Genomic DNA, 22,023 nt, shown 5'->3' with positions numbered 1-22,023 from the left:
TATTGGAGAAACAGTCTAGCCCTGCCCCATGACACTCACAAGACGCGGAATTCGCCGCCAATACCGGGCGGTCTGGCGCTATAGTAAGGAGTACCCATAAAAACGTGAGGACAATCCTCCATGACGACAGGCCGTCACGCCACTCTGGACGCCAATGAAGTCGTCGCCTCGGTCGCCTACCGGCTGAGCGAAGCCATCGCCATCTATCCGATTACCCCGGCCTCGGCCATGGGCGAGCATGCCGATGACTGGGCGGCGGGCCAACGACCGAACCTGTGGGGACAAGCGCCGTCGGTGATCGAGATGCAGTCGGAAGGCGGCGCGGCCGGAGCCGTGCACGGCGCGCTGCAGGCCGGGGCGCTGACCACGACCTTCACCGCCTCGCAAGGCCTGTTGTTGATGATGCCGAACCTGTACAAGATTGCCGGGGAACTGACCGCCTTCTGCCTGCATGTGGCCGCGCGCAGCGTCGCCACACATGCGCTGTCCATCTTCGGCGACCATTCCGACGTGATGGCGATGCGCCCGACCGGCTTCGCGCTGCTGGCATCCGGGTCGCCGCAGGAGGCGCAGGATCTGGCCGCCATTGCCCATGCCGCCACGCTGGAGTCGCGTATCCCCTTCCTGCACTTTTTCGACGGTTTCCGCACCTCGCATGAATTGCAGAAAATCCGCACGCTGGCGGACGAAGACCTGCGCGCGCTGATCGACCCCGCCGCCGTCCGGGCTCACCGCGAGCGGGCGCTGACGCCGGACCGCCCGGTGTTACGCGGCACGGCGCAAAATCCCGACGCCTTCTTCCAGGCCCGTGAAGCCGCCGAGCCGTGGTATCGCGCCTGCCCGGAGACGGTCAGCACCGTCATGGAACGCTTTGCCGGCATCACCGGCAGGCAGTACCGGCTGTTTGATTACCACGGTCATCCCGAAGCGGAACGGGTGCTGGTGCTGATGGGTTCCGGTGCGGAAACCGCCCATGAAACCGCGGACTGGCTGCTGGCGCGCGGCGAGAAGGTCGGCGTGCTGCGCGTCCGGCTGTACCGGCCGTTCTCGGTCCGGCATTTCCTGGATGCCCTGCCCGCCAGCGTTACCGCGCTGGCGGTGCTGGACCGCACCAAGGAACCCGGAGCCACCGGCGATCCACTCTATCTCGATGTCGTGGCGGCATTGATGGACGGTCTGGCGGCGGGCGACCTGCCGTTCGCCGGGCTGCCGAAAGTGATCGGTGGCCGCTACGGCTTGTCTTCCAAGGAGTTCACGCCCGGCATGGCCAAGGCGGTGTTCGACGAACTGGCGCGTCCGGCGCCGCGCCGCCGCTTCACCATCGGTATTCGTGACGATATTTCACACAGTTCGCTGGACTATGACGAGACGCTGGATATTGAGAGCCCGGACGTGACCCGCGCCGTCTTCTACGGCTTGGGCGCGGACGGCACCGTCAGCAGCAACAAGGCGTCGATCAAGCTGATCGGTGACCAGACCGAACTTTATTGCCAGGGACACTTCGTCTACGACTCGAAGAAATCCGGCTCCACCACCGTTTCACACCTGCGCTTTGGGCCGAAGCCGATCCGTTCCACCTACGAGATCCGGCATGCGCCGTTCATTGCCGTCCACGATGCCGGTTTCTTGGATAAATACGATGTCCTGGAGCGCGCCGCCGACGGCGCGACGTTGCTGCTGAATACCCCTGCCCCGGCCGAAACGGTCTGGACGACACTGCCGCAGGAAATACAACGCGGGCTGATCGCCAAGGGCTGCCGCCTGTTTGTCATCGACGCCTCGCGCATTGCCGCCGACGCCGGACTGGGCAACCGCATCAACACCGTCATGCAGGTCTGCTTCTTTGCGCTGGCGAAAGTGCTGCCGCTGGATCAGGCGCTGGCCGGGATCAAGCAATCGGTGACCGAGGTCTGGGGCAAGCGCGGCAGCGAAGTGATCCGCCGCAATCACGCCGCGATTGACGGCGCGCTGGCGGGTCTGCATGAGGTGTCGTTGCCGTCGATTGCCGACAGCACGCGGCAACGGCGCGCGATGGTGACCGCCGATGCTGACGCCTTCGCACAGCGCGTGACCCGGTTGTTGCTGGAAGGATACGGCGACCGCTTGCCGGTCAGCGCCTTCACCCCGGACGGCACCTGGCCGACCGCCACCAGCAAACTGGAAAAGCGCGATATTGCCCACGAGATTCCGGTCTGGGAACCCGATGTCTGCGTGCAGTGCAACCGCTGCTCGACGATCTGTCCCCATTCCGCCATCCGCACCGTGGTCTTCGAGCCGGAAACCGCCGCGAACGCGCCGGACGCCTTCCGCCATGTGCCGGAAACGGCGACGCCGGAGCTGAAAGGTCTGGCCTATACCGTGCAGGTGGCCCCGGACGATTGCACCGGCTGCGGCCTCTGCGTTGACGAATGCCCGGCCAAGGACCGCAAGCAGTTGAAACGCAAGGCGATCAACATGCGGCCGGTGGCGGAGCATCGGGAGCGGGAACGCGAGGCCTGGGCTTTCCTGACCACGGTGCCGCCGATCGAGCGCACCCGCATTCCCCGCGACGCCAAGAGCCTGGCGCTGCTGCCGCCCTTGTTCGAGTTCTCAGGCGCGTGCGCGGGCTGCGGCGAAACCCCGTATATCCGGCTGCTGACGCAGCTGTTCGGCGACCGGTTGCTGATCGCCAACGCCACCGGCTGCTCGTCGATCTACGGCGGCAACCTGCCGACCACGCCCTACACGCGCGACGCCCACGGACGCGGCCCGGCCTGGAACAATTCGCTGTTCGAGGACAATGCCGAATTCGGCTTCGGCCTGCGGCTGGGCGTCGACCGGCTGCACGACCACGCCCGGCAATTGCTGGATGCCCTGGCCCCGCAACTGCCGGAAAACCTGTTGGCAGCGTTGTCTGCCCGGACCGACACCACCAACGAAAGCGACATGGCCGCCGCTCGCGACGCCGTCAGCCGCCTACAGGCGCAGCTGACCGGCCTGACCTCCCCGGAAGCCGCCGAACTACAACAACTGGCGGACTATCTGGTTCCGAAGAGCGTCTGGACCATCGGCGGCGACGGCTGGGCCTATGACATCGGTTATGGCGGGCTGGATCACGTGCTGGCGTCCAACCGCAAGGCGAACATTCTGGTGCTGGACACCGAGGTCTATTCCAACACCGGCGGCCAGCAATCGAAGGCTACGCCGCTGGGCGCGGTAGCCAAGTTCGCCAGCGCCGGCAAGGAAACGCGCAAGAAGGATCTGGGGCTGCTGGCGATGAGCTACGGCCATGTCTACGTCGCCTCGGTAGCGATGCAGTCGCGCAGCCACCAGACCGTGAAAGCTTTCCTGGAGGCGGAGGCACATCCGGGGCCGTCGCTGATCATCGCGCACAGCCCCTGCATCGCCCACGGCTATGACCTGCTGCATTCCCCCGCCCAGCAAAAGCGCGCTGTCGACAGCGGCGCCTGGCCACTGTACCGCTTCGACCCGAAACGCATTGACGCCGGGCTGCCGCCGCTGCAACTCGATGCACACGACGACCGCATCCCGATGCAGCAGTACATGGAACAGGAAGCCCGCTTCCGCATGGTGGAACTGCGCGATCCCGAACGCTACCGCACACTGGTGCAGGCCGCCGAACACGCCACCGCCGAACGGCGGGCGCTCTATCATCAACTGGCGGGAATCCGCATACCCGTGACCGAGGTGCCCCATGACTGACCTGAACACGACCTGGATGGGCCTGTCGCTGCGATCACCGCTGGTGGTGGCCGCCTGTCCGCTGTCCGATGACCTGCCGCAACTGGAAAAGCTGGTCGCCGCCGGAGCGGGCGCGGTGGTGATGCGCTCGCTGTTTGAAGAGCAGATTGCCGTCGAACAAATGGCGGTGCACCGTCACATCGATAGCTGGGTGGACACCAACGCCGAGGCGCGCAGCTTCCTGCCGGACCGCAACCTGTTCCCAGTCGGCGTCGAACCGTATCTGGCGCAGCTGGAGCGCCTGCGCAGCCGGCTGGGCGTGCCGGTGCTAGCCTCACTGAACGGCGTGACGCCGGGCGGCTGGACCGATCTGGCGGCGCAACTGGAATCCGCCGGGGCAGCGGCGATCGAGCTGAACCTCTATGACATCTGTACCGACCCCGCCATGAGCGGCGCGGAAGTGGAAGACTGGCAGGTGTCCACGGTGTGCGAGGTGGTCGGCCGGGTCTCGGTGCCGGTCAGCGTCAAGCTGTCGCCGAACTATACTTCCGTGCCCGCCTTTGCGGCGCGGCTGGCGGCGGCCGGGGTCAGCGGCGTCGTGCTGTTCAACCGTTTCTACCAGCCCGATGTGCTGCTCGACAGCCTCGACCTCGACACGCGGCTGCATCTCTCCACTTCAGCCGAACTGCCGTCGCGCCTGCATGCGCTGGCGCTGCTGCACGGCCGGGTGCCACTGGCGCTGGCGGCCACCGGCGGCATACATACGGGCCGCGACGCCGCCAAGGCCATTCTCTGCGGGGCGGATGTGGTGCAGCTGGCCTCGGCCCTGCTGGAAGGCGGCCCGGCGGCGCTTTCTTCCATTCTGGCGGAATTGCTGGGCTGGCTGAATGGCAACGGCTATGCCTCGGTGAATGAGGCCCGCGGCATCATGTCGCTGGAAAACGCCCCTGATCCAACCACCTGGGAACGATTGAACTACATGCGCATGCTTCAGGGCTGGCAATCCCGCGCCGGTCGGCGATAATGGCGCATCTTTCACCTGCGGAGTCCCGTCTTGGGCGGCCATCACCATCATTCGCACGACGACCACCACGATTGTGATCATCACCACGACCACGGCCATCACGGTCATGGCAGCCACGGACACGGCCACCACCACCACGCTCCCGCCAGTTTCGGCCGCGCCTTCGCGATAGGCATCCTGCTGAATATCGCTTTCGTTTCGGTGGAGGCCTTTTACGGCTGGAAATCGTCCTCGCTGGCGCTGCTGGCCGATGCCGGGCACAACCTTGGCGATGTCGGCGGCTTGCTGCTGGCCTGGGCGGCGATCGCGGCGGGCAACCGCCAGCCGGACAACCGTCACACCTACGGCTGGCGGCGCGGCTCCATCCTGGCCGGGTTCATCAACGCCGTGCTGCTGCTGGGCGCGATGGGCTTCCTGCTGTGGGAAGCCATCCAGCGCTTCCAGTCGCCGCAGCCGGTGGGCGGCGTGACGGTGATGGTGGTGGCGGCCATCGGCGTGGTCATCAACGGCCTGACCGCCATGCTGTTCATGCGCGGCAGCCACGACGACATCAACATCCGCGGCGCCTTCCTGCACATGGCGGCGGACGCGCTGGTGTCGGTGGGCGTTGTGCTGGCGGGGGCGCTCTATCTCTGGCAGGGCTGGCACTGGATCGACCCGCTGGTCAGCATCATCATTGCGCTGGTGATTGTCTGGGGCACCTGGTCGCTGTTCCGGCAGTCGTTGCACCTGCTGTTCGACGGCGTGCCGGAACAGATCAACCTGCCCGCCGTGCGCCAGTGCCTGATGGCGATCGAAGGCGTGGCCGATGTGCATGACCTGCATGTCTGGGCGCTGGGCTCCTCGGAACTGGCGCTGACCGCGCATCTGGTGGTGGCGGACAATCACCCGGACCGCGAAGGCCTGCTGCAATTCGCCATCGCCGAAATGCAGGAAGACTTCGGCATCCGCCACGTGACGCTGCAACTGGAGTCTACGGATTTTGCCCGCCAGTGCGCCCTGGGCAGCACCTGCCTCCACCCGACCGCCTGAGGTTCCGGAATCTTCATGAGCCACTTCGACCTGACCACTGGCCTGATCCTCAAGGCCGCCGCCTTTGCCGCCGAGAAGCACCGCGACCAGCGGCGCAAGGACCCGGAAGCCTCGCCCTACATCAATCACCCGATCGCGCTGGCCAACCTGTTGGCCTCGCAGGGCGTGACCGAAGCGGAAGTGCTGTGCGCCGCCCTGCTGCACGACACCATCGAAGATACCGAAACCACGGTGGCGGAACTGGAGGCCCATTTCGGGGAACGCATCGCTGCCATCGTGCTGGAAGTCACCGATGACAAGCACCTGCCCAAGGCGGAACGCAAGCAGCAGCAGATCGACCACGCGCCGCATGTCTCGCCGCAAGCGAAGCTGGTGAAGCTGGCGGACAAGATCTGCAACCTGCGCGACATCCTGCATTCCCCGCCCGCCGGCTGGCCGCTACAGCGTCAGCAGGAGTATTTCGAGTGGGCGGCGAAGGTGATTGCCGGCGTGCGCGGCACCCATGCCGGACTGGAAGCCCTCTTCGACGAGGTGTACGCGCGACGCCGCGAATTGCGCGCCTGCCCGCTGTCGTAAAAACGGGCGGAGCCTTCCGCCTTCCGCTATACTCCGCGCCCTACCCGATTTTCCCCTCCCTGATCCGGATTTTACATGTCATTTGCTGAACTCGGCCTTGCGCCGGAACTGGTGCGCGCCCTGCTGGAGCGCGGCTACACCGAACCCACCCCCATCCAGGCCCAGGCCATTCCCGCCGTGCTGGGCGGCCAGGACCTGCTGGCCGCCGCCCAGACCGGCACCGGCAAGACGGCGGGTTTCACCCTGCCGATCCTGCAGCGACTGTCGCTGATCGACTTTTCGCGGGTCAACCACAAGGCCAAGATTCGCGTGCTGATCCTGACCCCGACCCGGGAGCTGGCGGCGCAGGTGGAAGAAAGCGTCCGTGAATACAGCAAGCACCTCGACATCAAGTCGATGGTGATGTTCGGCGGCGTCAACATCAATCCGCAGATCCAGCGCCTCAACCGCCGTGTTGATATCCTGGTGGCGACCCCCGGTCGCCTGCTGGACCATATCGGCCAGAAGACCATCGACCTCAGTGGCATTGAAACGCTGGTGCTGGATGAAGCAGACCGCATGCTGGACATGGGCTTCATCCGCGATATCCGCCGCATCCTGCCCCTGCTGCCCGCGCAGCGCCAGAACCTCCTTTTTTCCGCTACCTTCTCGGATGAAATCCGTGAGCTGGCCAACGGCATCCTGAAGAACCCGGTCAGCATTGAAGTCGCCAAGCGCAATACTCCCACCGAACTGGTGGCGCAGGTGGTGCATCCGGTTGACCGCGACAAGAAACGGCCGATGCTGGAAAAACTGATCAAGGACGGCAAGTGGACGCAGGTGCTGGTCTTCACCCGCACCAAGCACGGCGCCAACCGTCTGGCAGACCAGCTGGGCGATGCCGGTATCCCGGCCATGGCGATCCACGGCAACAAGAGCCAGTCGGCGCGGGAAAAGGCGCTGGGCGAGTTCAAGGCCGGTCGCCTGCGGGTACTGGTCGCCACCGATATCGCCGCGCGCGGCATCGACATCGACGCCCTGCCGCATGTGGTCAACTACGAACTGCCGAACACCCCGGAAGACTACGTGCACCGCATCGGCCGAACCGGCCGCGCCGGAATGAGCGGCGAAGCCGTCTCGCTGGTCTGCGTCGACGAACACAAGCTGCTGGCCGACATCGAACGCCTGATGAAGCGCAAGCTGCAATCCATCGTCATTCCCGGCTTTGAGCCGGACCCCAACGCCAAGCCCGAACCGCTGCGCAAGCCGCAGCCGCCGCGCAACCCGCGCAATCCCCAGGGCGGTCGCGGTTCGGCCCCGGCCAAGCCCGGCGGCAGCGGCGGTAAACCCGCTCCCCGCAAGCCGGGCGCGGGTGGCGGCAATTCCGGCGGCGGCAAGCCGCGCTTCCACTCCTCCGGCTCTCGCGGCTGACGGAATGGCGGCATAAAAAAACCGGGGCATGCCCCGGTTTTTTTATGCCCGTACGACTGGTGGTCAGAGGATCAGGCGTCCTACCCACCAGGCGACGGCGGCAATCGCCGCGCTGGCCGGAATAGTCAGGATCCAGGCCCAGACGATATTGCCCGCCACGCCCCAGCGCACCGCCGACATGCGGTTGGTGGAGCCGACGCCGACAATGGCGCCGGTGATGGTATGCGTGGTTGAAACCGGCACGCCCATGCTGGTCGCCAGGAACAGCGTGATCGCACCGCCGGTTTCGGCGCAGAAACCGCCGACCGGCTTCAGCTTGGTGATCTTTTGTCCCATCGTCTTGACGATGCGCCAGCCGCCGAACATGGTGCCCAGACCGATGGTCACGTAGCACATGATGACGATCCAGCCCGGCAGATGGTCCGGCCGGGCTTCCATCCAGTGCGGCAACACATGGGCGCTGGACGCCGTGGCGGCAATCAGCAGCATCCAGATGATGCCGGCGGTCTTCTGCGCGTCATTGCCGCCGTGTCCCAAGCTGTACAGCGCCGCCGAGACCAGTTGCAACTTGCGGAAATACTTGTCCACCTTCTTGGTGCTGGTCTTGAAGAATATCCAGCCTACCATGACCATCAGCAACGAGCCGAACAGGAACCCCAGCAACGGCGACACCACGATGAAGGTGACGATCTTGATCAGGCCCGAGGAAATCACCGCGCCGGTGCCCGCCTTGGCGATGGCGGCGCCGCACAGGCCGCCGATCAGCGCGTGCGAGGAACTGGAAGGAATGCCGAAATACCAGGTAATGAAATTCCACGCCACCGCCCCGACCAGCGCTCCGAAAATCACGTAATGATCCACAATCGCGGGATCAATCGTCCCCTTGCCGATGGTGGCGGCCACCTTCAGCGGAAAGAGGAAATAGGCCACGAAGTTGAAGAAGGCGGCGAACAGCACGGCTGTTTGCGGTTTCAGCACCCCGGTGGAAACAACGGTCGCGATCGAGTTGGCGGAATCGTGGAAGCCGTTCATGAAATCGAAGGCCAGCGCCAACAGGATCAGCAGCAGCACGACCCCGAAACTTATCTGCATGGCGTCCATGGAGGGACTCCTCTATCTCAGGAATTTTCCAGAACGATGGCTTCGATAATGTTGGCGACACCGTCGCAACGGTCGGTCACTTCTTCCAGCTTTTCATAGATCGCCTTCAGGCGGATCAGTTCACGCACATCCTGCTCTTCCCGGAACAGCTTGGACATGGCTTCCAGCAGCAGCACGTCCGCCTCGGCTTCCAGGCGATAGATGTCCTTGCAGGTGGCCAGGATGGAAGCGCTGTTATCCATGCTGCTCAACAGGCTGGAGGCTTCATGCATCTTTTTGACACAGGCCGTGATCAGCTTGGCGAAATGCTGCATTTCAGGCGTGGCGTACTGAATGTCGTACATGGTGACGGCCTGGGCGGCGTCCTGGATGTTATCCAGCACGTCATCAAGGCGGGAAATCAGTTGGTGGATTTCATTGCGGTCAAGCGGCGTAATGAAGGTTGCATGCAAAAGCGAAATGGTGTCGCGGGTGATCACGTCGGCGCGGGACTCAATATCATCAATGGCCTGAACCATTTCACTGGCTTCGCCCGGGGAGCGCCGCTTCAGCGCATCCATCAACGCTTCCAGTGCTTCAGCACCCTGCACGGCCTCTTTGACATGGGCGGTGAACAGGTCGAAGAATTTGGCCTCTTTGGGCATGAAACGTCCAAACATGACGTAAATCCGGTCAAACAAGGGGCGCTAAGTTTATCAGTAGTCACACGGATCGTGACAGTATTATGTCAGAATGATGAAAATGCGCCCCGGCGCACTACAGTCCCGCCTCGCGGGCCAGCACGACAAAGCGGCGGGCGGCTCCCTCGGCTTCCGGCAGGGACGTCACCGACAGTTCATAGTCGCGAGACCGGCCCTGCCGGTCGTTCAGGCGTATTCCGCCGCCCCGCGCCATTCCGCTCAGGGCTGCCTGGGCAATCAGCGACTGGATACCGTGGCATGCCTCTTCCGGCAGAAAATCACGGATGGCCCAGACTTGCCCGGCCTCCGGGGGAGCGGGAAAGTCCGCGGACGGCGAATGGAATTGATAGATGCGGCCGTCCATATCCAGTTCCATCAAGGTGTCCGGCAACGCCCCGATCAGGGTGTGCAGATAACTGTTGGCTTCCTGAAGCTCGCGGCGACGGGCGGCTACCTGCATCTCGGCCTGCTTGCGCGCGGAAATATCGCGGCCCTCGATCAGCAGGTTGATGATCTTCATGCGGTGATCCAGCACCGGCCGTACGGAAAAATCGACATCCACGGACTCCCCGTCCTGCAACGGGCAGTTCAGTTCAAACCGCGACTCCTCGCCGGTCACGGCCAGCAGGATGGCGCGACGGAGACGATCCTGGTCATACTCGGAATGCCGCCACCACGGCGTTTCCCAGAAGACCTGTCCCAGAACGTCCTCGGACCGCGAGGAAAACCGGCCGAGCGCGGTATGGTTGACATGGATCAGCCGGCCTTCCAGATCGAGCAGCCCCATGAATTGCAGGCTGCTGTCCAGCATGGCGCTGATCATCTGTTTTTCCTTGAGCAGCGCCTTCTGCACCTGCCGCCGGTACAACAGGGTCACGATCAGCAGCAGGATGATGCCCAACTGGAACAGGATGGTGGCCAGCATGTGCTGCTGGACTTGCTGGTGCGAGGCATTCAGCTCGCTGGTGCGGCTGGCGATAATCCCTTCCAGTTGATGGAGATCGGGAAAGCGGCGGGGACAATCAGGCGCGGGGGCGCTTACCGGCGTCGAAGGTGAAGAAGGAAGGGGCGGCTCAAGCGCCCGGGCGCCTCCCGCTGTCAGCAAAAACAACAGCGCCAGAATCCTGGACAATACTCGATAACCCATTGCTCAGCGATGCTCCCACCCGTACAGCCCGCTCACGGTCTGTTGAATATTCTGATTTTGCCGCCCGATTCCGGCCGCCGCATTAACGTTGCACCAACAATACCCTTTGTAACATTAAGTATTAGGACAACATGGCGTCGAATCATGCAAATCCCATGGATGGCAGATAATGGCACAACGCTGCTCCAAGTTATACCGTCCGGATCACATCCCGGGTATTCCGCAGGGCAGTCTCAGACCAAACAGAATACGGGCCACTCCTCCATGACGTACAGTATTGAAGAACAGTTCACCCTTTCCGTGCACCAGGCCGCACACTCCTGGCGGCGTGCGCTCGACAGGCGGCTGCGCGATCTGGGCTTGGGACGGTCCGGCTGGATGACCATTTCCGTGATAGCACGAGCCGAGTCGCCGCTGTCACAGGTGGAAATATCCACGTTTATCGGGGTGGAAGGAGCCACCATGGTCACTACCCTGGATCGCCTGGAGAAAGCCGGGCTGGTGCAGCGCGTGTCCCATCAGGTTGACCGCCGCATCAAGCTGGTCAGCCTGACCGAGGAAGGCATGGCGCTCTATGCCCGCCTCAAGCAGGTCGCCGATGCCGCGCGCGAGGACCTGCTTACCGGCTTCGGCAAGGAAGAGCTGGCCGAAGCCACCGCCTTGCTGGACCGGGTGCGCGATATTGCCGAGCGTCTGCGCTGACCAGCCGCTCGGGTCGCTCTTGACCCCTGCTCCCCCTTTATGTTTATGTGAAAGACCTGACAACAACAAGACACTTGTGCACCGAGCCCCGTGTCCCGACGAGGTCTTTCCATGCAACCCACTTCCACGCCTCCCTCCGGGGAAGATTCCCTGCTGCTGACCCGGCGCTCGCTGTTGCGCCTGGGCGTCGTCGGCACGGTCGCCCTGACATCGACCAGCATGGTCGCCACCCTGTCCGGCTGCAGCAGTCGTCAGGAGGCCGCCGCCCAAGGCTTTACCTTCCTGCGTGACGCCGATGTCAGCCTGTTCAGGGCACTGATTCCGATTGTGCTGGGCGATGTGGTCAAGACCGGCGACAGCCACTATCAGGGGCTGCAGACCCATGTCCTGAAGAACATTGACGGCGCCCTGGCCAATCTGGGCAAGCCGGCCCAGGGCGAGCTGCTGAAACTGTTCGACCTGCTGCACCTGCGCGCCACCCGCTGGCTGACCACCGGGGTCTGGGCCAACTGGAACGACGCCTCGGCAGACGACCTCCGGTCATTCCTCAAACGCTGGCAAGGCAGTTCGGTCGGCCCGTTCAACGCCGGCTACCGCGTGCTGACCAAACTGGTCGTGGTGTCCTACTACAGCCTGCACGAATCCTGGCGCTTCTCCGGTTACCCCGGTCCGTTGCCTTCCCTTTACCAAGCCGCCAACGCCTGAGGAATTCCGATCATGGCATTTGATGATATCTATACCAAAGGCATTGCCAACGGCTGGAAAGTCACCGACTCCTCCACCCTGACCCAGGACCGTGTTATTGAAACCGACGTGGTCATCATCGGTAGCGGCGCGGGCGGTGGCACCACCGCCGAGATCCTGACCCAGGCCGGTTTGAACGTGGTCATTCTGGAAGAAGGCCCGCTGAAGACCTCCGCCAGCTTCAAGGACATGGACGAAGGCCGCGCCTACCGCGAGCTTTACCAGGAAGGCGCCGGGCGCGCCACCGGCGACGGCGCCATCGCCATCCTGCAAGGTCGCGCCGTCGGCGGCACCACCGTCGTCAACTGGACCGCCAGTTTCCGCACCCCGTCCCATACCCTCAAGCACTGGGCGGACGTCCACGATGTCAAGGGCCACAGCCCCGAGGAGATGGCGCCCTGGTTCGAGAAAATGGAAAAGCGGCTGAACATCGCCCCCTGGTCGATGCCGCCCAACGAAAACAACACGGTATTGCAGACCGGCGCGCAGAAATTGGGCTGGGAATGGCATGTCATTCCTCGCAACGTCAACGGCTGCTGGAACAGCGGCTATTGCGGCATGGGCTGCCCCGCCAACGCCAAGCAATCCATGCTGGTTTCCACCATTCCCGCCGCGCTGGCGGGCGGCGCCACCCTGCTGCACAAGCTGCATGTGGCCCGGCTGCTGATTACCGGCGGCAAGGTGACGGGCGTGGAAGCCATGGCGCTGGATACCGACGCCCGCAAGCCGACCGGTATCAAGGTCAGCGTCAAGGCCAAGCATTACATCCTGTCAGCGGGGGCCATCAACTCCCCGGCGCTGCTGCTGCGTTCAAAGGCTCCCGATCCGCACGAGAGGCTGGGCAAGCGCACCTGCATCCACCCGGTCGTGCTGAGCATGGCGCACATGCCCCAGCCGACCAATCCGTTCTATGGCGCGCCGCAGTCCATCGCCTCCGACTTTTTCCAGTGGAAGGATGGCGCTACCGGGCCCATCGGCTACAAGCTGGAAGTGCCGCCCATGTATCCCGGCATCGCCAGCGGTATTTTCGGCACCTTCGGCAACACGCTGATGGATGAAATGGCCAAACTGCCGAACACCAACGCCATGCTGGCGCTGATGCGCGACGGCTTTGTCGAGGACAGTCAGGGCGGCGTGGTGCGGATAAGCGACAAGGGCGACCCCATCCTTGACTACGATGTCACCGACGCCCTCTGGAACGGAGCCAAACGCGCCTACCTGAGCATGGCGGAAGCACAGTTTGCAGGCGGCGCGAGTGAAGTGAAGATGGCGCATCTGGACTCCGCCTGGGTGAAGACCTGGAAGGAAGCCCAGACGCAGATCAACCAGTTGAGCTACAAGAAGTTCCGCACCGCCCTGTTCACCGCCCACCTGATGGGGGGCTGCACCATGAGTGAAGACGCCAAGAAGGGTGTGGTCAACAGTCGCGGTCGCCACCACCAGCTGGAAAACCTGTCTGTCTTTGACGGCTCGGTATTCCCGACCAGTATCGGGGCCAACCCGCAATTATCCATCTACGGCCTGGTCGCCCAGAACGCCACGGCGCTGGCGACGGAATTGGGAGGAAAGCCGGTCTGACCCGGCGATGTCCGGGGAGGCAACCTCCCCGGACATGGTCTTCAACGAATATCACCTTGTTGCTGGATCTGTTGCATCTGCAGGTTGATTTGCTGCTGTTGTTTGGCGCGGGTGACATAGTTCTGATACGCCGGGATCGAAATCGCCGCCAGCACGCCTATCAGGAAAATTCCTACGGGCACCATCAGGCCGGCAATCACGATTCCCCGGGTATTGGGCGCAGGCTTCAGGCCGAAACGGTTGGCGGTCGGCGTTCCCGGCGCCAACATCAACACCAGCCATAGTATCAGGTTGATGAGAGGCACCATGAAAAGCAGGCTCAACCACCCGCTCCGATCCATATCATTCAGACGGCGCACTGTCAGCGCAATGGTGAAGACGACAATCCCTGCATACATGGCGATGACCACCAGCAGCATCAACTTGTCCGCTTTGATCGCACTGGCGGCTATCGCCAGAATGGCGGCGATCATCATCAGGACGAACGATGTTCCGAAGGAATAAGCCATATAACGGAGGCGACCAATGCGCCCCTTCAGAGCGAACATTTGCGGCAAGTAGGTTTCATCCGAGGAAACAGGGGAGGTATCGCCTGCCGGCGACTGGTAGGGGTTTTGCACATCCATGAGAATTACCTGAAGTCTCGATCAGTAGGGAAGGCAAGTTTACGGTAAAAATACATACCCCTGAACCCCGACAGACGGTACGGTTCTGGCGGGATTTCACCTTGACACCACTCTACATCCCCCCTAATCTTTGTGTACAAATGTACACCGAGATAGTTTCATGTCAGATGACGCCAAAGCACTGCCCACCGCTAAATCCGGCCTGGTCAAAAATCTCCAGCATGCCGGGGCGATCGTTCATGCCGCCAGCCTCAGTGCACGCGAGTTGACTCACCTGGTGGCGGAAATCCACGGCACCATAACCCGGCTGCCCTCGCCATTGAACCGGAGCCACGAAGCGGATATCAGCCATGCGCCTTTTCCCTACCGGATTGTGGCGGGCGCCTTCAACTGGGTGGCTAAGCTGGCCGGGGCGCTGGCCCCGGAAACCGCCGAGTTCGAGGGGCCGATGCCCTTGCGCGTGCAGGCGGCATTGAACGGCGTCAGCGGCGACAAGCTGGCGCGCTGGGACAGTCCGCTGGCCATCCCGATGAGCCTGCGCGACGCCCAGGGGGCCGAGCTGGATTGGGAGGCCTGGCGGCAATCTTCCAGTGTCGGTCATGTTTTCATCCTGCACGGCCTGTGCTGCAGCGAGATCGAGTGGCAGAACCCGGAAGGCGCGGCCTTCGCGCAGGAGCTGCAGGCCCGCGGCTATGCCGTCGGCTGGCTTCGCTACAACACCGGCAAGGCCATTCACGCCAACGGCGAGGAACTGGACGCCTGGCTGGAGGACTTCTTTGCCGACTCGGACAAGCCGTTACTGATGATCGGACATAGCATGGGCGGCCTGCTGATCCGCAGCGCCTGCTACTGGGCCGAAAAGGAAGGCCACCGCTGGACGAGAAACCTGAGCCATATCGCCCTGCTGGGCACCCCGCATCTGGGTGCGCCGCTGGAGCGTCTGGGCAATCAGGCCAACTCCATTCTCGGCCTGACCCCTTACACCAAACCGCTGATGCGGCTGGGCAATATCCGCAGCCGCGGCATCAAGGACCTGCGCCACGGCTGGATCACCCCGGACCACAGCATGCCCGCCCTGCCGCAGCATCCGGAAACGCTGATGCTGGCCTGCGCCATCAACGACAGCCATCGCGACAACCTGGTGGGTGACGGCTGGGTGCCGGTGAGCAGCGCCCTGGCGATGAAGGACAATACCGAATTGCTCTCGGGGCCGAAGGTGCAGCGCGAGTTCATCAACGACTTGTCGCATATCCCGATCATGTCGGATGCGCGGGTCTACCAATTGCTGCGCGAATGGCTGGGGATCCCGCAACCCGCGCACGCGGCGCCGACTCTGATCGAGGAAACCCGTGATGGAGAAACGACTGCTCCGGCCGTCTGACCTCCCGCATTGCAGGCCCTGACGCCTTCGGTTAATGTGCCCGGCATTCACGACGAATCCGGGCATTTTCATGCGTTACTCCCTGAGCAACTCCCATCTGCGCCTTGAAATCGACCTTCTTGGCGCGGAACTGAAAAGCGTACGCAGCGCCGAAACCGGCCGCGAATACCTGTGGCAGGCCGACCCGGCCTACTGGAACCGCACCTCGCCGGTACTGTTTCCAATTGTCGGCAGCCTGACCGGCAAGACCTGTTTCGTGGACGGCCAACCATGGTCGATGCCGCAGCACGGCTTGGCGCGCGACCGCGAATTCACGCTGGTGGAGCAAGGGCCGGCTTTCCTGACGTTTGAGCTCCGCTCAGACAGCGCCACCCGCGCCGCCTACCCTTTCGACTTCATCCTGCGCACCCGCTATGACCTGGACGGCGATACCGTCCGCACCGGCTGGACGGTGATCAACCCCGCCGAAGTGGTCATGCCGTTTTCCATTGGTGCGCATCCCGGCTTCTCGACGGCGCTGGAAAGCGGCGATGTATTCGAGGATTACGAAGTGGTGCTCGACCACGAGGCGCAATACTACCTCTGGGCGCTGAACGACCGGGGGCAACTGGTGGATACGCGGATTCCGTTCCGGGAGCCGCTGGATCGTTTCAGCCTGGAATACCGCTATTTTGAAGTCGATGCGCTGGTGTTCCCGGACCGGCAGCTGTCGGCGGTGACGCTGCGCAGCCGCAAGCACGGCCACGGCGTTCACGTCGGCTTTGAGGGCTTCCCGGTTGTGGCGCTGTGGACGGCGGACGGCAAGCGCAAGCGCTCGCCCTTCCTGTGCGTGGAGCCGTGGTTCGGCCATGCCGATACCCAGGATGGCCCGTTTGAGCTGGCGCGGAAGCCGGGTATCCGCCGGCTTCCGGCCGGTGAAACTTTCGAAGCCGCTTACACGATGCGCTTCTTCTAAAGCCCCCCGGCGGTGCGCTCCTCCAGGCATTCGTAGGAGCCGGCTGCAAATTCACGGCAAATGAATGGCCGGTTCTCGTAAATGATGCAGAGCATGGTGTCGCGGTCCAGCGCCGCGCACCAGCCGTCCTCCAACCGCAACATGACTTCGCCGCCCCAGGCGTCAATGTCGATATAACGTTCCGGAACCCCGGTTTCGGTAATCAGCATCACTTCCAGCTTGCAGCAGCAGGCGCGGCATGTGGCGCAGGTGATGGCGGGGTCAGCTATCGGGCTGGTTTCAATCTTCATCAGTCGGAAAAGGCTGGCGGCGAAAGAGGCATATTACACCGCCGGCGGGACAACAGGGGGATTGCCGGGCAATGCCTTACTGGGCGGGCGCCGCAGCCGGGCGGGCTTTCAGGTAGGCATCCAGCGCATCCCGGTATGGATCCAGCGGCACCATGGCGCTGAGCGCCTTCTCGTCGCACTTGTTGAGCACGGCCAGCGCCAGATTATTGACGGATTGGGCGGGAATGAACCGGCGCATGTTGGTCCACTTGTCGAATTTGGCCTGGATGTTGTCGAAAATCAGCTGGATCGACTGGGTCTGGGCATAGATGTTGGCGCCATAGATATCGCTGTACTGCGCCCAGTGCGCCTGCATTTTCGGATCGGGATCGGACTGGCGCTGGTCTTCGGCAATGGACAGGCATTCCAGAAACTGGTCGGTGGCTTCCGGAAGCGCGGGGGCTTCATCCGCGCGGGCCGCCGACAGGCCGGCCAGCGCCCAAAAACCCAAACCGATTACCGCCTGCAGCTGCTTTTTCATGATGTATCTCCGGAGCACTAAGGATTGGCAAGCACGCGACAGGGATAATGTCCCGGCTTTTTCCCTACTGTATAAGCCACACGGAGACCGGGTAACCCTCCCACGGTAGGGTATGGGCTATAAAAAAGCCCCCATGCGGGGGCTTTCTCACCATCAGTACTTCCGCTCCTTTTCCTTGAACGAATCCAGCTCCTTGGGGTCGGTTCGCATATGACCGTCCACAATCAGCTTGAAGAACAAGGGCACGAAGAACACGGCCAGGAAGGTGGCGGCCATCATGCCGCCCATGACGCCGGTGCCGACCGACTGCCGCGCCCCCGCGCCCGCGCCGTGGCTCAGCGCCAGCGGCAGCACACCCAGGATGAACGCCAGCGAGGTCATGATGATCGGCCGCAGACGCAGGCGCGCGGCTTCCAGCGACGCCTGCGCCGCCGACATGCCCTCTTCCATCTTCAGCACCGCGAATTCCACGATCAGGATCGCATTCTTCGCCGCCAGCCCGATCAGCGTCACCATGCCGATCTGGAAGTAGACGTCGTTGGTCAGCGGCGGTGCGGGAATGCCCATCGCCATGAACACCAGATTGCGCACCCAGATGATCGCCAGCGCGCCGAAGATGCCGAACGGCACCGCCAGCAGCACCGCCAGCGGCAAAGCCCAACGCTCATACAAGGCCGCCAGGATCAGGAACACCATGACCACCGCCAGCCCCAGCGCAATCGCGGAACTGCCGTCGGACTGCTTTTCCTGATAGGACGCCCCGGTGAACTCATACTGGAAGTCGGGCGGCAAAACCTTTTTCATGGTTGCTTCCACCGCCGCCAGCGCCTGACCGGAACTGATGCCGGGCGCGCCCGACCCCATCAGCTTGACGGCGGGGAGGTTGTTATACCGGTCCAGGCTGTCCGGTCCGGAGCTGAAGCTGACGTTGGCGATGGCCGACATCGGCACCATCGCCCCCGTGCTGCTGCGCACATAAATGCTGCCGATATCCTCGGGCCGTTTGCGGTAAGGAGCATCCGCCGACATCAGCACCTGCCAGGCGCGGCCGTACTTGTTGAAGTCGTTGACATAATAGGTGCCCAACGTCGCCGACAGCGTGTTGAACGCCTCGTCGATATTCACGCCCAGCGCCTTGGCCTTTTCCCGGTCCACATCGACATGCAACTGCGGGGTATTGGGACGCCACAGGGTGTTGACCATGCCCAGTTGCGGATTCTGGTGCGCCGCGCCCAGGAAAGCGTCCTTCACCTCCGCCATTTTCTGGGGACCGCCCTCCCCCTTGTTCTGGATATAGACCTCGAAGCCGCCCGTCGCCCCCAAACCGAAAATAGCGGGCGGCGGGAACGCCAGCACCAGCGCCTCCTTGATGCCGCCGGTCTTGGCGAAGAAGTCGCCGACCAGCGCGCCAACAGGCATCTGCCGCTCGCTCCAGTCTTTCTGGGTCACGAACAGGGTTGCGGCGCTGTTCTTGAAGCCGCCGCCCAGGAAATCCAGACCGGTAAAGGCAACGACATCCTTGTTGTTGGGGTTGGACTTGATGATATCCACCACCTGGTTGACGATCTTGCCGGTGCGCTCCAGTGACGCGCCGTCCGGCAGGAACACGGCGGCGATGTAGAAGCCCTGGTCTTCATCCGGCACCAGCGAGCCCGGCGTCTTGTTCCACAAGCCGGCAGTGATGGCGATCATGCCGCCGAACAGGAAGACGCTCAGGAACGAACGCTTCAACAGGAATTTCACGCCGCCCAGATAACGGTGGGTGATGCGGTGGAACCAGTCATTAAACCAGAGGAAGAAGCGCGCGGTCTGCTTGTGCTCGTTCTTGAGGATCAACACACAGAGCGACGGCGTCAGCGTCAGCGCCACCATGCCCGACAGCACCACGGCGATGGAGATGGTAATGGCGAACTGCCGGTAGAGCTCGCCGGTCAGCCCACCCATGAAGGCGATGGGCACGAACACCGCACACAGCACCAGCACAATGGCGATGACCGGGCCGCTGACCTCGTGCATCGCCTTGAAGGCGGCTTCCTTGGCCGGCATGCCCTCTTCGTGCATGATCCGCTCGATGTTTTCCAGCACCACGATGGCGTCATCCACGACGATACCGATCGCCAGCACCATGCCGAACAGGGTCAGGGTGTTGATCGAATACCCCAGCAGATACAGCCCGGCGAAGGTTCCCAGCAAGGACACCGGCACCGCCAGCGTCGGAATCAGCGTGGCGCGCCAGTTCTGCAGGAACAGGAACACCACCATGAACACCAGCAGCATCGCCTCGCCCAGGGTCTTCAGCACTTCCTTGATCGACACTTCCACAAAGCGGGTGGTGTCGTAGGGAACCTTGTAGGTCAGGCCTTCCGGGAATCCTGCGGAAATATCGGCCAGCGTCGACTTGACGTCCTTGGCGACACTGAGGGCGTTCGCGCCCGGCTGCAGGAAGATACCCACCAGCGTGGCAGGCTTGCCGTTGATGGTGCCGTTGAAATCGTAATCCTTGGCGCCGAGTTCGACACGGGCGACATCCCGTAGACGCAGGGTGGTGCCGTCCCTGTTGGCGCGAACAATCACGTTTTCAAACTCGCCGACGGTGCTCAGGCGGCCCTTGGCGGTAATGGTATAGACCATCTCCTGATCGGCAATCGGCGTCTGTCCGATCTTGCCCGCCGCGAACTGGGCATTCTGTTCGGTCAGCGCCCGGGAGACATCTCCGGCGGTGATGCCCAGCTGCGCCATGCGGTCGGGCTGCAGCCAGATACGCATGGCATAGTCCTTCGCCCCGAAAATCTGCACGTTGGTGGTGCCGGGGATGCGCTTCAGCCGATCCAGCACGTTCAGGCTGACATAGTTGGACGTGTAGACATCGTCAAAACGTCCGTCCGGCGAATAGAACGCCAGCACTTGCAGAAACGAGGAAGAGCCCTTGGCAACGGTCACGCCCAGACGTTTCACTTCCTGCGGCAGCCGTGCCTCGGCCTGCTTGACGCGGTTGTTGACGTTGATCGCGGCCTGATCGACATCGGTGCCGATTTCAAACGTGACCTTGATGGTGGTCGCGCCATTGGAGCCGGAGGAAGAGGACATGTACATCATGCCCTCGACACCGTTGATGGCGTTTTCCAGCGGCGAAGCCACCGTCTCGGCCACTACCTCGGCGGACGCTCCGGGATAGGTGGCGGTGACCTGCACCACCGGCGGCGCAATTTCCGGATACTGGGCGATGGGCAGGTTGCGCATCGCGGCCAGCCCGGCCAACGTGACGAAAATCGAGATCACGAAGGCGAAGATGGGCCGGTCGATAAAATAACGGGCAATCATGGGGTGACTCCCTTCTTAATGAGCAGCGGCGGGTTGGCCGGCCGCGGGGGCTGACGCGGCGCCCAGCGGAGCTGCCACAACGGGCGCGCCGGGGAAGAAGATGCGGGCGGTGCCATCGACGATGACTTCATCACCCGGCTTCAGGCCGTCGCGGATCACCCAACCGTTCTGGTCGGGCCCGGTGCTGAGGTGCACCCACTCCCCGACCTGCACCGGACGCGGCAACGCCACGGTGCCGCCTTTCTCGCCGGGCGACACCACATAGACAAACTTGCCCTGGGCGCTGTCCATCACCGCGCGCTGGGGTACGGTCATCGCCTGCGGACGCAGCGCGCCGCTCAGGCGCACGCGCACGAACTGGCCGGGCGACAGTTCGCGGTTGCCGTTGGCGACATTGGCGCGCATGGCGAAGCTGCCGGTGACGCCATCGGCGCGGTAATCCTGGAAGTCGATGCGGCCGGCGCTTTTCAACGGCGCGCCGTCGGAGGTCAGCAACTGCACCTGATAGCCCCCCGCCGGAATGCGCAACTTGCCTTCCGCCTGTTCACGCTTCAAGCGCAGGTATTCCGCTTCGCCGATGCCGAAATTGACATAGACCGGATCAACCTGGGCAATCGTGGTCAGCAGGCTGTCGCCGCCCGCGCTGGCCAAGGCTCCCTCGACCTTCAACGCCCGTCCGGCAATGCCGCTGATCGGAGCGCGGATATCGGTGTAACCGACATTGATGCGGGTTTCGGCAATACGCGCCTCGGCGGCCTTCACATCGGCGCGGGCGATGTCCTGGGCCGACAGTGCGTTGTCGAGATCGCGCTGCGAGGCTGACTGGCTTTCCACCAAAGGCTTCAGTCGGGCGACATCGCGCTCGGCCTGCTTGACGCGGGCCTGCGCTTGCGCCAGCGCGGCCTCGGCGGCCGCCTGCTGCGCCTTGTAAGTGGCGGCATCCAGCCGGTAGAGTGGCTGACCGGCCTTAACCGGCTGGCCTTCGGCGAACAGGCGCTGCTCGACAATGCCGTTGACGCGGGCACGGACTTCCACCTCGCGCGAACCGGCCACTTGGCCGACATATTCATAGTCCACCGCCACATCGGCGGGGGCGGCCTTGATCACGCCGACCTGGGCGGGCGGCATGCCTCCGCCCGCCCCCTGCCCGTTACCGGGTTTCTGGCAGGCGGTCAGGGACAGGACAGCGGTCACGGCAAGGGCCATGGGGGCAAGCAAGGCGGCGGGAACGGGCGGGCGCATGGAATCTCCTGAC

Annotated in this window: 18 protein-coding genes; 10 read left to right on the top strand and 8 right to left on the bottom strand. The window is 63.3% G+C overall.

Going from position 1 to position 22,023, the window contains the following annotated elements; all coding sequences use genetic code 11:
- The first annotated feature begins 120 nt into the window (after positions 1-120).
- The 5 genes from nifJ (at position 121) to EV700_RS05685 (ending at position 7,723) form a co-directional block, all read left to right on the top strand.
- Complete coding sequence (gene nifJ / locus EV700_RS05705) at positions 121-3,702, top strand: pyruvate:ferredoxin (flavodoxin) oxidoreductase (protein ID WP_130411665.1); 3,582 nt, start codon at positions 121-123, stop codon at positions 3,700-3,702.
- Positions 3,695-4,705, top strand: a complete 1,011-nt coding sequence (locus EV700_RS05700) for a dihydroorotate dehydrogenase-like protein (RefSeq protein ID WP_130411663.1) — start codon at positions 3,695-3,697, stop codon at positions 4,703-4,705. The genes nifJ and EV700_RS05700 overlap by 8 nt, the downstream gene beginning before the upstream one ends.
- Before the next feature lie 30 nt (positions 4,706-4,735).
- Positions 4,736-5,737, top strand: coding sequence for a cation diffusion facilitator family transporter (locus tag EV700_RS05695; RefSeq protein ID WP_130411661.1), 1,002 nt, complete (start codon positions 4,736-4,738; stop codon positions 5,735-5,737).
- A 15-nt stretch (positions 5,738-5,752) separates the two neighbouring features.
- Positions 5,753-6,313 (top strand): HD domain-containing protein, encoded by a 561-nt coding sequence (locus EV700_RS05690; RefSeq protein WP_130411659.1) that lies wholly within the window; start codon positions 5,753-5,755, stop codon positions 6,311-6,313.
- 75 nt (positions 6,314-6,388) lie between these two features.
- Positions 6,389-7,723: a DEAD/DEAH box helicase gene (locus EV700_RS05685; RefSeq protein ID WP_130411657.1), complete on the top strand. Its 1,335-nt coding sequence runs from the start codon at positions 6,389-6,391 to the stop codon at positions 7,721-7,723.
- 63 nt (positions 7,724-7,786) lie between these two features.
- Here the strand turns inward: EV700_RS05685 and EV700_RS05680 are convergent, their stop codons facing one another.
- The 3 genes from EV700_RS05680 to EV700_RS05670 form a co-directional block, all read right to left on the bottom strand.
- Positions 7,787-8,824, bottom strand: coding sequence for an inorganic phosphate transporter (locus EV700_RS05680; protein ID WP_130411655.1), 1,038 nt, complete (start codon positions 8,822-8,824; stop codon positions 7,787-7,789).
- 17 nt (positions 8,825-8,841) lie between these two features.
- Positions 8,842-9,483: a DUF47 domain-containing protein gene (locus EV700_RS05675; RefSeq protein WP_130411653.1), complete on the bottom strand. Its 642-nt coding sequence runs from the start codon at positions 9,481-9,483 to the stop codon at positions 8,842-8,844.
- 97 nt (positions 9,484-9,580) lie between these two features.
- The gene (locus tag EV700_RS05670) at positions 9,581-10,651 is read right to left on the bottom strand and encodes a PAS domain-containing protein (protein ID WP_130411651.1); all 1,071 of its coding nucleotides are present in this window, start codon (positions 10,649-10,651) and stop codon (positions 9,581-9,583) included.
- 264 nt (positions 10,652-10,915) lie between these two features.
- Here EV700_RS05670 and EV700_RS16795 point away from each other — a divergent pair, with 264 nt between their 5' ends.
- The 3 genes from EV700_RS16795 (at position 10,916) to EV700_RS05655 (ending at position 13,675) form a co-directional block, all read left to right on the top strand.
- Complete coding sequence (locus EV700_RS16795; protein ID WP_165391349.1) at positions 10,916-11,353, top strand: MarR family winged helix-turn-helix transcriptional regulator; 438 nt, start codon at positions 10,916-10,918, stop codon at positions 11,351-11,353.
- 111 nt (positions 11,354-11,464) lie between these two features.
- On the top strand, positions 11,465-12,058 hold the full coding sequence (locus EV700_RS05660) for a hypothetical protein (RefSeq protein WP_130411647.1): 594 nt from the start codon (positions 11,465-11,467) through the stop codon (positions 12,056-12,058).
- A gap of 12 nt (positions 12,059-12,070) precedes the next feature.
- Complete coding sequence (locus EV700_RS05655) at positions 12,071-13,675, top strand: GMC family oxidoreductase (protein WP_130411645.1); 1,605 nt, start codon at positions 12,071-12,073, stop codon at positions 13,673-13,675.
- Between the two features lie 41 nt (positions 13,676-13,716).
- Here the strand turns inward: EV700_RS05655 and EV700_RS05650 are convergent, their stop codons facing one another.
- The gene (locus EV700_RS05650; protein ID WP_130411643.1) at positions 13,717-14,301 is read right to left on the bottom strand and encodes a DUF805 domain-containing protein; all 585 of its coding nucleotides are present in this window, start codon (positions 14,299-14,301) and stop codon (positions 13,717-13,719) included.
- Positions 14,302-14,461: 160 nt separating this feature from the next.
- Between EV700_RS05650 and EV700_RS05645 the strand changes: the two genes are divergently transcribed.
- Positions 14,462-15,682, top strand: a complete 1,221-nt coding sequence (locus EV700_RS05645) for a lipase family alpha/beta hydrolase (RefSeq protein ID WP_130411641.1) — start codon at positions 14,462-14,464, stop codon at positions 15,680-15,682.
- 70 nt (positions 15,683-15,752) lie between these two features.
- Positions 15,753-16,637 (top strand): aldose 1-epimerase family protein, encoded by an 885-nt coding sequence (locus EV700_RS05640; protein ID WP_165391348.1) that lies wholly within the window; start codon positions 15,753-15,755, stop codon positions 16,635-16,637.
- On the opposite strand, the gene EV700_RS05635 is transcribed toward EV700_RS05640, so the two are convergent.
- The 4 genes from EV700_RS05635 to EV700_RS05620 all read right to left on the bottom strand — a co-directional run bounded on the left by EV700_RS05635 (position 16,634) and on the right by EV700_RS05620 (position 22,010).
- A complete protein-coding gene (locus EV700_RS05635; RefSeq protein ID WP_130411637.1) occupies positions 16,634-16,927 on the bottom strand; it encodes a YkgJ family cysteine cluster protein in 294 nt (97 codons plus the stop codon). The genes EV700_RS05640 and EV700_RS05635 overlap by 4 nt on opposite strands.
- A gap of 76 nt (positions 16,928-17,003) precedes the next feature.
- Positions 17,004-17,447 carry a hypothetical protein gene (locus EV700_RS05630; RefSeq protein ID WP_130411635.1) on the bottom strand — a complete coding sequence of 148 codons (444 nt, stop codon included), beginning with the start codon at positions 17,445-17,447 and terminating at the stop codon, positions 17,004-17,006.
- A 153-nt stretch (positions 17,448-17,600) separates the two neighbouring features.
- Positions 17,601-20,768: an efflux RND transporter permease subunit gene (locus tag EV700_RS05625; RefSeq protein WP_130411633.1), complete on the bottom strand. Its 3,168-nt coding sequence runs from the start codon at positions 20,766-20,768 to the stop codon at positions 17,601-17,603.
- Positions 20,769-20,783: 15 nt separating this feature from the next.
- Positions 20,784-22,010: an efflux RND transporter periplasmic adaptor subunit gene (locus tag EV700_RS05620; RefSeq protein ID WP_130411631.1), complete on the bottom strand. Its 1,227-nt coding sequence runs from the start codon at positions 22,008-22,010 to the stop codon at positions 20,784-20,786.
- Positions 22,011-22,023: the final 13 nt, after the last annotated feature.

The organism is Fluviicoccus keumensis (assembly GCF_004217445.1).
GTDB lineage: Bacteria > Pseudomonadota > Gammaproteobacteria > Pseudomonadales > Moraxellaceae > Fluviicoccus > Fluviicoccus keumensis.
Note: the sequence above shows the minus strand (reverse complement) of the source record. Positions and strands in the feature narration are given on the sequence as shown.